This is a genomic window from Luteimonas sp. GW821-FHT14E02 (assembly GCF_058803905.1).
The window spans coordinates 18082-31229 of record NZ_JBXAPK010000004.1 but is presented as its reverse complement, the minus strand read 5'-3'; the positions used below and the strand labels follow the sequence as shown (position 1 = coordinate 31229).

At 65.3% G+C, this 13148-nt stretch carries 12 protein-coding genes; 9 read left to right on the top strand and 3 right to left on the bottom strand.

Annotated elements, in window-relative coordinates:
• The first annotated feature begins 144 nt into the window (after positions 1 to 144).
• From AC1RNP_RS07885 to AC1RNP_RS07865, 5 genes are all read left to right on the top strand, one after another.
• Complete coding sequence (locus AC1RNP_RS07885) at positions 145 to 744, top strand: DUF3617 domain-containing protein (protein ID WP_493050711.1); 600 nt, start codon at positions 145 to 147, stop codon at positions 742 to 744.
• 250 nt (positions 745 to 994) lie between these two features.
• Positions 995 to 2257 (top strand): OmpA family protein, encoded by a 1263-nt coding sequence (locus tag AC1RNP_RS07880; protein WP_493050709.1) that lies wholly within the window; start codon positions 995 to 997, stop codon positions 2255 to 2257.
• Positions 2258 to 2332: 75 nt separating this feature from the next.
• Positions 2333 to 2758: a hypothetical protein gene (locus AC1RNP_RS07875; protein ID WP_493050708.1), complete on the top strand. Its 426-nt coding sequence runs from the start codon at positions 2333 to 2335 to the stop codon at positions 2756 to 2758.
• A gap of 39 nt (positions 2759 to 2797) precedes the next feature.
• Entirely contained in the window at positions 2798 to 3712 is a 915-nt protein-coding gene (locus AC1RNP_RS07870; RefSeq protein ID WP_493050707.1) for a c-type cytochrome, read from the top strand.
• A 47-nt stretch (positions 3713 to 3759) separates the two neighbouring features.
• Positions 3760 to 4836 carry a hypothetical protein gene (locus AC1RNP_RS07865; RefSeq protein WP_493050706.1) on the top strand — a complete coding sequence of 359 codons (1077 nt, stop codon included), beginning with the start codon at positions 3760 to 3762 and terminating at the stop codon, positions 4834 to 4836.
• A gap of 78 nt (positions 4837 to 4914) precedes the next feature.
• Here AC1RNP_RS07865 and AC1RNP_RS07860 read toward each other — a convergent pair whose 3' ends face one another.
• Positions 4915 to 5409 (bottom strand): peptidylprolyl isomerase, encoded by a 495-nt coding sequence (locus AC1RNP_RS07860; RefSeq protein WP_493050705.1) that lies wholly within the window; start codon positions 5407 to 5409, stop codon positions 4915 to 4917.
• A 171-nt stretch (positions 5410 to 5580) separates the two neighbouring features.
• On the opposite strand from AC1RNP_RS07860, the gene typA reads away from it, so the two are divergent.
• From typA to AC1RNP_RS07840, 4 genes are all read left to right on the top strand, one after another.
• A complete protein-coding gene (typA, locus tag AC1RNP_RS07855) occupies positions 5581 to 7428 on the top strand; it encodes a translational GTPase TypA (RefSeq protein WP_493050704.1) in 1848 nt (615 codons plus the stop codon).
• Between the two features lie 35 nt (positions 7429 to 7463).
• On the top strand, positions 7464 to 7934 hold the full coding sequence (locus AC1RNP_RS07850) for a DUF2127 domain-containing protein (RefSeq protein ID WP_493050703.1): 471 nt from the start codon (positions 7464 to 7466) through the stop codon (positions 7932 to 7934).
• A 149-nt stretch (positions 7935 to 8083) separates the two neighbouring features.
• Complete coding sequence (locus tag AC1RNP_RS07845; protein WP_493050702.1) at positions 8084 to 9685, top strand: amidase; 1602 nt, start codon at positions 8084 to 8086, stop codon at positions 9683 to 9685.
• A gap of 123 nt (positions 9686 to 9808) precedes the next feature.
• Positions 9809 to 10948: a mechanosensitive ion channel family protein gene (locus tag AC1RNP_RS07840; RefSeq protein ID WP_493050701.1), complete on the top strand. Its 1140-nt coding sequence runs from the start codon at positions 9809 to 9811 to the stop codon at positions 10946 to 10948.
• A 43-nt stretch (positions 10949 to 10991) separates the two neighbouring features.
• On the opposite strand, the gene AC1RNP_RS07835 is transcribed toward AC1RNP_RS07840, so the two are convergent.
• Both AC1RNP_RS07835 and AC1RNP_RS07830 read right to left on the bottom strand, forming a co-directional pair.
• Positions 10992 to 12386 (bottom strand): class II 3-deoxy-7-phosphoheptulonate synthase, encoded by a 1395-nt coding sequence (locus AC1RNP_RS07835; RefSeq protein WP_493050700.1) that lies wholly within the window; start codon positions 12384 to 12386, stop codon positions 10992 to 10994.
• A gap of 188 nt (positions 12387 to 12574) precedes the next feature.
• Positions 12575 to 13075, bottom strand: a complete 501-nt coding sequence (locus tag AC1RNP_RS07830; RefSeq protein WP_493050699.1) for a disulfide bond formation protein B — start codon at positions 13073 to 13075, stop codon at positions 12575 to 12577.
• Between the last annotated feature and the right edge of the window lie 73 nt (positions 13076 to 13148).

The window sequence follows — 13148 nt, the reverse complement described above, 5'->3', positions numbered from 1 at the left end:
TCGCGATCACTACGGTAGCGCCTCGAATCAAGGCCCATCAGGCCCGATCAGGCCAATGAACCAGCATCGGCGCATTCAGCGAACTCAAGACAGTCGTCCAGACATTTTCATTCACGCATCGGCGCTTCCACTCGGAGACACCTCATGACCGGCACACCCTCACCCGCACTCGTCCTGTTATTGGCCACCGCCGTTGCGGGCATGGGGTGCAGCCAGCGCAACCAGGATCAGAAGACCGCCACTCACGCATCGCCGGCGACAGCGTCGACGAAAGCCGCGCAGGTCCCGAGCCAGGCCGGCGCCACCAGGACCCTGCTCAAGCCCGGCCTGTGGCGGATCGAGGGACCGGAGTTCAATACGCTGAGCGAGCGAGGCAAGGTCTACCTGTGCATCGATGCCGCCAGCACGGCACTGATCGACCCGCCCACGCCCGCGCAAGCCAGATGCACCACCGACCACGGCACGCCGAAGCCCGGCCTCTACCTGGGTAATTCGGTTTGCCGCTTCGAGGACAAGATCGTCACCACGCGCGTCCGCATCGACGGCGACGATCTCTATTTCCGCGACGTCATCACCCACCACACCCCGGACGACGTCGAGAGCGGCGAGAAGGCCAGTCATTTCGCCGAGCGCGTCGGTGACTGCCAGCAGGACCAGAAACCCGGCACCGCCTACACGCAGGCCTACGGCGAGGACGTCATGCATCCGGCCGAACTGCCGGACAGCCTGCACGCGGACGGCTGACGCCGCGCCGCGTCGGCACTACTTCAAGACCGCATCACTTCGAAGCCACATCACCTCAAAGGAAGCTTCCGGAAGGATTCGGAAGCCGCGGGCCAGGACGGCCCGCGTGCATGTCCCGCGCTTGCGCGGACATGGAAGCGAGTACCGAAATCCCCCACTCGCACCGCCGGAGCCGATCCAGGAAGGAGAGGCTCTGGCCCTTTCTCCTCACAGCATGCCCCCGCACATCACGTACAGGAGTTTTCGCAGCATGAATTTCCGCCACGCATTGCGCCCCCTTGCGCTTGCCTGCCTCGCCACCGCGCTGTTCTGCTCCACGGCGCAAGCCCAGGAGGCGGCCGAACAGGAAGCGTCCGCCGCACTCGCTCGCGACATCGACGGCGCCAAGGATCACCCTCTGGTTGGCCGCTACGAAGGCGCCAGCATCCGCGCCTACAAGCAATCCGAATTCGACGAAGCCGCACTGATGCAGGCGCCGGTCGATTATCAATCGATGGTGGACCGCGACGCCGTCGACGACCGTTCCGGCGCGGAATGGCTGAGGCTCGAAGGTCGCCACACCAAGATCCGCTACGAAGCGCCCGCCGAGCGTTCTTCGCTGGAACTGTTCCGCAACTACGAGGCCAAACTCAAGGCCAACGGCTTCGAGCAGGTATATGCCTGCAATGACAATGCCTGCCTCGCCGGCGCGCACAAGGATCCGGGCAATCTCGGCGATCTGCTCGACAACTTCGACATCGCCGACAACGGACGCCACTACGCCAATCACACGCGCTACGGCCTGTACAAGTCGGCGCAGCCGCAAGGCGTCACCTATGTCGCGCTGCTGGCCGGCGACAGCGACGAAGGCCACATCCTGCCGCGCGTGCTGGTGGACGTGGTGGAAACCAAGTCGATGGAATCCGACAAGGTCAAGGCCGTCGAGCCCGCGAAGCAGGCACCGGAAGCGCCGATCACCGAACACAAGGATCCAGCAATTCAGGATCGCGAACCGACCATCCAGGATCGCGAACCGAAGATCCAGGACCGGACACCGGCCGTAAAGGAAGTCTTCGTCGAGGACAAGACAACCACGACCGACTCGCTCGGCGAAGCGACACCGCCCCTCGAAACCAAGGCGCCGGAGGTGAAAACCTCCAGCGCCACCGAAATGGCGAGCGCCATCGCCAGCACCGGCAACATCTCGGTGTACGGGATCCTGTTCGATTTCGACAAATCCGACATCAAGCCGGAATCCAAACCGCAGCTCGATCAGATCTCCGAACTGCTGAAGAACGACGGCACGCTGAAGGTCGCGGTGATCGGCCACACCGACAACATGGGCACACCGGCCTACAACCTGGCGTTGTCGCAGCGTCGCGCCAATGCCGTCGTCCAGGCACTGACTCGCGATTACGGCATCGCCGGCGATCGCCTGCGACCGCAAGGCAAGGGCGACACCGATCCGGTCGCCAGCAACGCCACCGACGCCGGACGCGCGAAGAACCGTCGCGTCGAGCTGGCCAAGCTCTAAGTCAGGTTGTCCTCACGCATTCCCGTTCAATCCACGAGCCGCCATTCGATGATGCGCTTTCACACCATTCTCCTGATGACGTCCCTGTTCGCGTGTACCGGCCTCGCCGATGCCACCGGGCGATATCGTTCTTCATCGAACGACGCACTCGCGACGCGCGCCTCCGAAACCTGCCGCGATTGCGGCATCGTCGAACGCATCGAACCGGTCGACGCACGCCGGCATCGTCGCGGCAAGGCTGTTCTGCGTGCCATGGGCGGCTCGCTCGGCGACATCGCCCTGGACCACATCAACGACGACGTCGCCACCGTCGCGGACGCCGCGCGCGATGCCGCGACGAAAGACAGCGATGCCGACGAAGACAACGGGCATGACTACGACATCACCATCCGCATGAACGATGGTCGTCAGCGGGTGATCCGGCACAACGAGCTTCCCGATCGCCTCCGCGAAGGCGCGCGCGTGCGCGTGAGTGGCGATCGCATCGCCGTCGTTCGCTGACCGCACGCACCTTTAGTCCTTCCAAGGAACTGCTACTTCGTGGAACGTTCTCTCAAGATCACTCCTCTCAGGATCACCTTCACCGCCGTGGTCGCGATCGCAATCCTGGCCGTGCTCGCGATCGCGATCATTTCGTTCTCCGCCGCAAGCAAGCAGGAACGCGTCGTCGACGTGGCGGTCGCGCCCATCGACTATCCCGCCACGCCCGAATCGCTCGCGCATGGTGAATACTTGTATCGCTCGCGCGGCTGCATGGAATGCCACGGCGCCGATGGTCACGGGCGCGTCTTCATCGACGATCCCAACGGGTTGTACGTGAAAGCGCCGAACATCACGTCCGGCGCCGGCAGTCCGACTGCGAATTACACGCCGCGTGATTGGGTACGCAGCATCCGCCACGGCCTCGATCCGCAAGGACATCCCCTGCTAATCATGCCGAGCGAGGACTACAACCGTCTGACCGACGACGATCTCGCCGCATTGCTCGCCTATGTGCTCCGCCTGCCGCCGACCCAAGGCGGACAAGCGGAAATCCGGATGCCGCTGATGGTGAAGTTCGCCTACGCCGTGGGTCTGATGCAGGACGCGGCCGAGAAGATCGATCATCGGCTGCCGCCCGCGCGACCGGTGCCTGTCGGCGCGACCGCGACGCATGGCGCCTACGTCGCCAACATGTGCATGGGCTGTCACGGCGCGGATCTGTCCGGCGGCAAGATTCCCGGCGCGCCGCCGGACTGGCCGGCCGCTGCCGATCTGAGGCCGAGCGCCACCGGCGTGATGGCGCGTTATCGCCAGCCCGACACCTTCACCAGGATGATGCGCACCGGCTTGCGTCCCGACGGCAGCCAAATCAGCAAGGTGATGCCCTTCGCGTCGCTGGCACAGCTCAACGACACCGATCTGGCTGCCCTGCATCTCCATCTGCAATCCCTGCCGGCGGCAACTCGTAGATGATGATGCCACCGCGCAACCAGCGGCCTTTGAAGCCCGAGGAAACTCCCGTGCCAAGACACAAACTCGCCATCCTGTTGTTGTCCCTCGCGTCGTCACTGCTTCCCGCAGTGGCATGCGCCCAGCAGAATCCGCCCTCCGATCCGCCCTCCGCTACCGGCCTCACCGCACGAGAGGTTGAACAACTGCAAGCCCGATACGACGCGCTGAACAAACGCGTCAAGGAAATCGAAAAGCGGCTCGGCGGCCTGCAATCAGTCGAGGAGCAAAGCCAGACCGCGGCACTGGCCAAACGCGTCGCTGCGCTGGAATCGAAGCAGAAAGGCAACCAGGTACAAGCGCCGTTCGCGGTGGTGGACGACAAGGGCGTGCCGATCATGCAGGTCACTGACGGTTCGATTCGCGGCGTATACGTGCTCGATGGCGCGGGTACCACGACCAAGGGCGTGGCCATCGAAGGCGGCGACAAACCCGGCATGCGCGTGATGAACTCAGGCAATCAAGGCTGGTTCGGCGAAATGCACGACGGAACGCTCGGCGCCTACATCGCCGGCGACAGCGGCGAGAACGACATCAAGACATTGATGAGCGAGGACAAGGGCTTCGAGGTGCGCAAGAACAATCAGCGCATCGCCAACCTCGGCATCACCGAGAAAGGAAACGTGGCGCTGCGGCTGTATTCGAACGCGTCCGGGCCGAAGAATCCGCTCGCCGCCGTCGGTGTGAGCAACAGCGACAACGAAGGCGGCGTTGAAATCCGCGATCCCGGCGGCAAGCTGCTGGCCAAGGTCGGCAGCGACGCCAATCGCAGCGGCAATGTCAGCGTGTTCCGTGATTCGGATCGACCGATCGCCTCGCTGCGCGCCGAGAACGACGGCGGCGGGCTGGTCGCGGTCTGGAACGATCAGGGCAACGCGATCGCGAGCCTGTCGAAAGGCGCCAATGGCGGCGTGCTGGAACTCACCAGCATGGGCGGCGAGCCGATGGTGCAAGGCGGGGTGACCGGCGCGCAGATCGGGGTGGTGCGCGCGGGGCCGGCCTCGACGCCGGGCGGGATCATGGGAATGGGGGTGCCGGGCAGCTTCATCATGGGGAAGCGCGAAGGCGGTGGGGGCAGCGGGGAGTGAGCGGGTTGGGCGTTCGCTCTCGCGGCAGGCTTTCAGCCCCTCTCCCGCTTGCGGGAGAGGGGTTGGGGTGAGGGTGGCTCAGGCCGCCAGGATCTTGTTCCACTCCGCCACGCGGTCCGCCTTCGCGGCCAGTGCGGCATCGGCGTCGCCTTCGATGTGGACCGACTTGATCGCATCGCCCTGCTTCACCTTGTCCACGGCCTCCAGGCCTTCGACGACCTTGCCGAACACGGTGTGCTTGCCGTCCAGCCAGGGCGTAGCGACGTGGGTGATGAAGAACTGGCTGCCGTTGGTGTTGGGGCCGGCATTGGCCATCGAGAGCACGCCGCGTTCATGTTTCACGCCGTTGCGGGTCTCGTCCTCGAACTTGTAGCCCGGGCCGCCGCGGCCGGAGCCCTCCGGGCAGCCGCCCTGGATCATGAAATCGGGGATCACGCGGTGGAAGCTCAGCCCGTCATAGAACCCGTGCTTGGCCAGATTGACGAAACTGGCCACCGTCAGCGGCGCCTTGTCGGGGTACAGCTCGATCTTGATCGGGCCACGGTCGGTGTCGAAAACGGCATGCAGGGACATGCGGGAACCTTCTGTTTGGGATGGGACAGGTCCCGGAGATAAGGGCCGGGGCGGCCTGATTCAATGGATGGCCCCCATCGCCACCTTTGCCGCACCGCAACACGCTATAATGATGGGCTACCTTCAACTACCTGTCCGCGCCCCGCTCCACCGCTGTGCGCGCATCTCGTCATGTCCATCGAACGCCTTCGCAATATCGCCATCGTCGCCCACGTCGACCATGGCAAGACCACCCTCGTTGACCAGCTGCTCAAGCAGTCGGGCACGCTCAGCGAGCGCGCCGTGGTCCCCGACCGCGTCATGGACAGCAACGATCTGGAAAAGGAACGTGGCATCACGATCCTGTCCAAGAACACCGCGATCCGCTGGACCGATCCGAAGACCGGCGAAGCCTGGCGCATCAACATCGTCGACACCCCCGGCCACGCCGACTTCGGTGGCGAGGTCGAGCGCGTGCTGTCGATGGTCGACTCGGTGCTGATCCTGGTCGACGCGATGGACGGTCCGATGCCGCAGACGCGCTTCGTCACGCAGAAGGCGTTCGCGATGGGCTTCAAGCCGATCGTGGTGGTGAACAAGGTCGACCGTCCGGGCGCGCGCCCGAGCTGGGTGCTGGACCAGACCTTCGATCTGTTCGATCGCCTCGGCGCCAACGACGACCAGCTCGACTTCCACACCGTCTACGCTTCCGGCCTGCAGGGCTACGCCGGCCTCACCGAGGACGTGCGCGAAGGCGACATGACGCCGCTGTTCGAAGCGATCACGCAGCACGTGCCCGCGCCGCCGGTCGATCCGGACGGCCCGTTCCAGATGCGCGTCACCTCGCTCGACTACAACAACTACGTCGGCATCATCGGCGTCGGCCGCATCCAGCGTGGCAAGGTGAAGACCAACCAGTCCGTCGCCGTGATCGACCGCGAAGGCAAGACGCGCAACGCCAAGGTGCTGCAGGTGCTCGGCTTCATGGGCCTGGAGCGCGTGGAAGTGCCGGAAGCACAGGCCGGCGACATCATCGCCTTCAGCGGCATCGAAGGCCTCGGCATCTCCGATACGCTGTGCGCACAGGACGCGGTTGAGCAACTGCCCGTGCTCACCGTCGACGAACCGACGATCTCGATGACCTTCCAGGTCAACGATTCGCCGTTCGCCGGCGTGAAGGAGCGCAGCGGCGGCAAGTTCCTCACCTCACGCCAGCTGCGCGACCGCCTCACGCGCGAAACGCAGCACAACGTCGCGCTGAAGGTCGAGGACACCGCCGACGCCGACAAGTTCAAGGTCAGCGGCCGCGGCGAACTGCATCTGTCGATCCTGATCGAAACCATGCGCCGCGAAGGCTACGAGCTGGCGGTGTCGCGTCCGGAAGTGATCATCCGCGACATCGACGGCGTGAAGCAGGAGCCCTACGAGCAGCTCGTCGTCGACATGGAAGAACAATTCCAGGGCGGCGTGATGGGCCGCCTCGGCGAGCGCAAGGCGCAACTGCAGAACATGGAACCGGACGGCAAGGGCCGCGTGCGCCTGGAGTTCCTCATCCCCGCGCGTGGACTGATCGGCTTCCAGACCGAATTCCGCACGCTCACCGCCGGCACCGGCCTGCTGTTCCACGTCTTCGATCATTACGCCCCGCGCGCGGAAGGCGACATCGGCCAGCGCATCAACGGCGTGCTGATCTCCAACGGCACCGGCCCCTCGCCCGCCTACGCGCAGATCGCCATGCAGGAACGCGGCCGCCTCTTCATCGAGCCGGGTGAGGAAATCTACGAAGGCCAGATCGTCGGCATCCACTCCAAGGACAACGACCTCACCGTCAATGCCTTGCGCGGCAAGCAGCTGACCAACTTCCGCGCCGCCGGCAAGGACCAGGACGAAGGCCTGATCCCGCCGATCAAGCTGTCGCTGGAACAGGCGCTGGAGTTCATCGACGATGACGAACTGGTCGAAGTCACGCCCAAGGCGATCCGCCTGCGCAAGAAGCTGCGCACCGAAGTCGACCGCAAGCGCGCCAGCCGCGCCGCGTAATCGCGTCACTTAAATCGCGCCGTACAGAAAACCGCATGGAAGTCGACGTGCACTACAACCCGGATCCGCACGCGCATCCGGGCCTGCACGCCATCGCGATCTTCGAAGCCGCCAAGGGGCTGCTGGCGATCTTCGTCGCCAGCGGTCTTGAACTGCTCGGTCCCGCCCCGCTGGTGCGCTGGCTGCGCGAACTCACCGCTCGCTTCCAGCTCGATCCCAATCACGGCCCCTTGGGCTGGCTGACGCAGGCGATCAATCCCGATTCGGTGCATACCGCCGCCGCGATCGCGCTGATCTACGGCCTGATGCGCATGCTCGAAGCCTGGGGCCTGTGGCGCGCCAAGGCCTGGGCCTCGTGGCTGGGCTGCATCAGCGCGGCCGTGTATCTGCCGCTCGATATCTACGCCTTGTTCAAGCACCCGGGCTGGCTGTCGGTGGCGGTGCTGGCCCTGAACCTGCTCGTGGTGTGGGTGCTCGGGCGCGATCTCGCCAAACGGCGGCGCTGAACCACCTCATCGCACTGAAAGATTCCGTCATTCCCGCGAAGGCGGGAATGACGGAAATGATGGGGCCTGGGCCAAAACGCTCAGACGACCGTATCCTGTCGGCGCCCCCTCCCCACCCAGCCATGATTCTTCGCCAACAGGAGCCCGCGATGTCCTCGCCTCGCCATCCGATGTACGCGTTGTGGCTGTGCGCGTTTGCTTTCACCGTGCAAGCGCAGGACAGCGCTCCCAAGCCGGACTTCAGCGCAGCGGCCGCTTCCTTCGCCTTCGAAGAAACCGACATCGCCGCCCTGCAATCGCGCATGTCACGAGGTGAACTCGACAGCGCGACGCTGACCCACGCCTATCTCATCCGCATCGCTGCGATCGACGATGCCGGTCCGGCATTGAATTCGGTGATCGAACTCAATCCGGACGCACTGAAGGAAGCCGCGGCACGCGACGACGAACGCAAGGCCGGGAAGACGCGCGGACCGCTGCACGGGATTCCGGTCCTGCTCAAGGACAACATCGATGCGACGCCGATGATCAACTCGGCCGGATCGCTCGCGCTCGCCGAGCACAAACCCAGGCGCGATGCCTTCCTCGTACAGCGCCTGCGCGAAGCCGGCGCCGTGATCCTCGGCAAGACCAACCTCAGCGAATGGGCGAACTTCCGTTCCTCGCGCTCCACCTCCGGCTGGAGCGGACGCGGCGGGCAGACCAAGAATCCGTATGCGCTCGATCGCAATCCCTGCGGTTCCAGTGCCGGCACCGGGACCGCGATCGCCGCCAACCTCGCCGTCGCCGGCATCGGCACCGAGACCGACGGCAGCGTGATTTGTCCATCGTCGGTGGCGGGACTCGTCGGCATCAAGCCAACGGTCGGATTGGTGAGCCGCCAGGGCATCATCCCGATCTCGCACAGCCAGGATACGGCCGGACCGATGACACGCAATGTCGCCGATGCGGCGCTCCTGCTCACCGCGATCGCCGCGCGCGACGAAGCCGATGCCGCATCGACGCAGGCCTCGCGTCCGGCATCCATCGATTATTCGACGCACCTGAAACCCGATGCATTGAAAGGCGCGCGCATCGGCGTGCTGAAGGAACACGGCGTCAATGCGCAACCCGATGTCAACGCGGCATTCGAACGCGCGGTCGATGCGTTGAAGGCCGCCGGCGCCACGATCGTCGAGACCAAGATCGCCACCGCCGGACAATGGGACGAGGCCGAATTCGAAGTGCTGCTGTACGAATTCAAGAGCGACCTCGAATCGTACCTGCGCCAGAGCGATGCACCGATCAAGACACTGGATGGACTGATCGCATTCGACAAGAACCACGCCGCGCTGGAAATGCCGTGGTTCGGACAGGAGCTGTTCGAGCAGGCGCAAAAGAAAGGTCCACTCACCGACAAGGCCTACCTCGACGCGCGCGACAAGGCGCGTCGCCTGGCCGGCAAGGAAGGCCTCGAGGCCGCGCTCGAGAAAGACAAACTCGATGCGCTGATCGCACCGGCGACCGGACCGGCCTGGCTGACCGATCCGGTCAACGGCGATCACTTCACCGGCGCCGGCTACGGCGCGGCAGCGGTCGCGGGCACCCCCAGCATCACCGTGCCGATGGGCGACAGCCATGGCCTGCCGTTCGGGCTGATCTTCATGGGCCGCGCCTGGAGCGAGGCGCGCCTCATCGAACTGGCCTATGCCTTTGAGCAGCGCACGCATGCGCGCAAGCCGCCGCGCTTCGTGCCGACGATCGCGCCATGACGCTCCATTGCGACGTCGCGACGCGGAACGATATCCGATGAATCGCGTGTCACGACCGCCGTTCCGTGCGTGAAGACACGCCAATAACAAGTCTTAACACTCCCTGCCGGAAAATGGCCATCGATGGATCGGTGGCTCGAAAACATCGACACCGCATTACTGGCACGCTGGGCGCTGCCGTTGTCGACAGCCCTGCTGCTCGGCTTCATCGCCCGCCAGTCGTTGCTCGCGCTCGCGCGGCGCACGCGCCGGAGCCAGTCGCTGCGTGCGGCTTTGTTGCGCGCGTTCGCGATGCCGGCCGCGGTGGCGCTGCCGCTGCTGTTCCTCACCCTTGCCTTGTCGCACACCCCACTGGGTCCGCGCGACCTGACGCTCGCGCGGCACGCGATCGGATTGGGACTGATCGCCTGTCTCACCGGCCTCGGATTGCGCCTGGTATCGGTGGCCGAACGCGCCATCCTGCGACACTATCCGGTCGACATCGCCGACAATCTCCTCGCGCGGCGCATCCAGACGCAGACGCGCGTGCTGGCGCGCGTGGCGATGGGCGGACTGCTGTGCCTGGGACTGGCGTCCGTGCTGATGACCTTCCCCACCGTGCGCCAGCTCGGCGCGACGCTGCTCGCCTCGGCCGGCGTGCTCGGCATCGTCGCCGGCATCGCCGCCAAGCCGGTGTTCGGCAACCTCATCGCGGGCCTGCAGATCGCGCTGGCGCAGCCGATCCGGCTGGACGACGTGGTCATCGTCGAGGGCGAATGGGGACGCATCGAGGAGATCACCAGTACTTATGTCGTAGTGCGGATCTGGGACGAACGCCGGATGGTCGTGCCGCTGGTCTGGTTCATCGAGAACCCGTTCCAGAACTGGACGCGCAGTTCGGCGCAGCTGATCGGCAGCGTGTTCCTGTGGCTCGACTACCACACGCCGATGGAGGCGCTTCGCGCTGAGCTTCAGCGCATCTGCGACACCGATCCACGCTGGGACGGGCGTGTATGCATCGCCCAGGTCACCGAGACCGACAACCGTTCGATGCAGGTGCGTTGCCTGGTCAGTTCGGGCAACTCGGGCGACGCCTTCGACCTGCGCTGCGCCGTGCGCGAGCGCCTGATCGATTTCCTGCAGCGCGAGCATCCGCAATCCCTGCCGGTGCTGCGAACCGGCGTCGCCCCGGTACCGACGCGAGCGCCATCTCGAACGCCGGCCGAACCCGAGCTGCCCAGCTCACCACGTGCGGAGGACGGCGCGGAAATTCCGGGCAGCTGAGCAGCGATACCCGCGGCGGGCGGACGGGAACGTCGCGCCCCGCTTAGACGCGCACCGCCGAACCCAGCTGCGACTGCTTGCGCACGATCAGCATCGCCGTTTCCAGCGCCTGCTCGTAGTTCAGGCGCGGATCGACGGTGGAGCGATAGGCGCGTTCGAGATCGACGTCGGTCAGATCGCGCGCGCCGCCCGTACATTCGGTGACGTCCTCGCCCGTCAGTTCCAGATGCACGCCGCCCAGGCGCGTGCCCGCCGCCGCGTGCACGTCGAAGGATTGCTCGATCTCGCCGCGGATCTTGTCGAAGCGGCGCGTCTTGAAACCGTTGCTGGTCGACTCGGTGTTGCCGTGCATCGGATCGCAGATCCACAGCACGCGGCGACCGTCGCGCTTCACCGCTTCCAGCAGCGGCGGCAGCTTCTCCGCCACCTGCGACGCACCCATGCGATGGATCAGGCTCAACCGTCCCGGTTCGTCGTCCGGATTGAGCACGTCCATGAGTTCGAGCAATTGATCCGGCGTGACCGATGGCCCGACCTTCACCGCGATCGGATTGCGGATGCCGCGGAAGTATTCGCTGTGCGCGCCATCGACCGCGGCGGTGCGCATGCCGATCCACGGGAAGTGCGTGCTGAGGTTGAACCAGCCCCACTGCCGCGGCACCTCGCGCGTCTGCGATTCCTCATAAGGCAGCAGCAGCGCTTCGTGCGAGGTGTAGAAGTCGACGCGGTTGAGGTTGTACACCTGCGAGCCGGACAGCGTCTCCATGAACTTCACCGCATCGCCGATGTTGGACACCATGCGGTGATACTCGTCCGCGAGCGGCGAATGCTTCACCCAGCGCAGGTCCCAGTATTCGGGATGATGCAGGTCGGCGAAACCACCGTCGATCAGCGAACGCACGAAATTCATCGTCATCGCCGAACGCGCATGCGCCTTGACCATGCGGCGCGGATCGGGCGTGCGCGCTTCCGGCGTGAACTCGGGACCGTTGACCACGTCGCCGCGATAGCTCGGCAGCGATATGTCGCCGCGCGTTTCCAGGTCGGCCGAACGCGGCTTGGCGTACTGGCCGGCGAAGCGGCCCACGCGCACCACCGGCAGGCGCAGGCCGTGCACGAGCACCAGGCTCATCTGCAGCAGCACCTTGAGACGGTTGGAGATCACGTCGGACGTGCAGTCGCTGAAACTCTCCGCGCAATCGCCGCCCTGCAGCAGGAAGCGCTTGCCTTCCTGTGCCTCGGCAAGCTGCTGCTTGAGCGCGAGGATTTCCCACGACGTCACCAGCGGCGGCAGCGCGCGCAATTCGTCCTGCACGCCAGCAAGCGCCACGGCATCCGGATAGGCCGGCAGCTGCAGGGCCTTGCGCGAGCGCCAGCTATCGGGTGCCCAGTCGGCGGGAAGGTTCACGGTGCGGAGGGTGCGATCGGAGGACGGCATATTCGTATTCGAAAAATCCGCACAGGCAAGTGCGGGAGTTGGGAAAGCAGCGCATTGTTGCGGCGCAGCGAAAGCATCATCTGCCTGAAAAACGCCGTCTGCAACCCTTGCTTTCGCAACTATTCGTATGATCGTCCGTGATCAAGAGGCGCCGGCCTCCCATGGCCGGACTTTCGATGCTCAGCCGCTCAGCGGCGGCGGAAGGCGGCCGTCAGGACCAGCAGCGTCAGCAGCACGAACCAGAGCAGGCTCCAGGCCGGCATCGACAGGCCCAGGAAGCTCCAGTCGACCTTGGCGCATTCGCCGGAGCCGGTGAGCACCTTCTTGATCACCTCGGTCAGCGGATTGGCCTCCATCATGAACGACAGCGGCGGGCCGCATTCGGGCACCTGGTCCGCCGGCAGGTGCGTGATCCAGACATGGCGGGCGGCGATGCCGATGCCGGCCAGCGCCGGAATCAGGGCGAGCACGCCGTAAGCCGCGCGCCCCTTGCCGCCGCGCGGCGCATGCAAGCCGGCGATCAGCAGCACCACGCCGAGCGCGGCGAAGGCGATGCGCTGGAAGATGCACAGCGGGCACGGCTGCAGGCCCCACTGGAACTGCGAGAACAGCGCGAACCCGATCAGCGCGGCACAGATCGCGAAGCCGAACAGGCATTGCGCACGGAAAGACCAGCGGGAAATATTCAACGGCATCGGGAAGGACCTGGAGTCATCGGGCCGGATTCGTCTTCCTCGCGGGCAGGGAATCCGGAGCGCATCA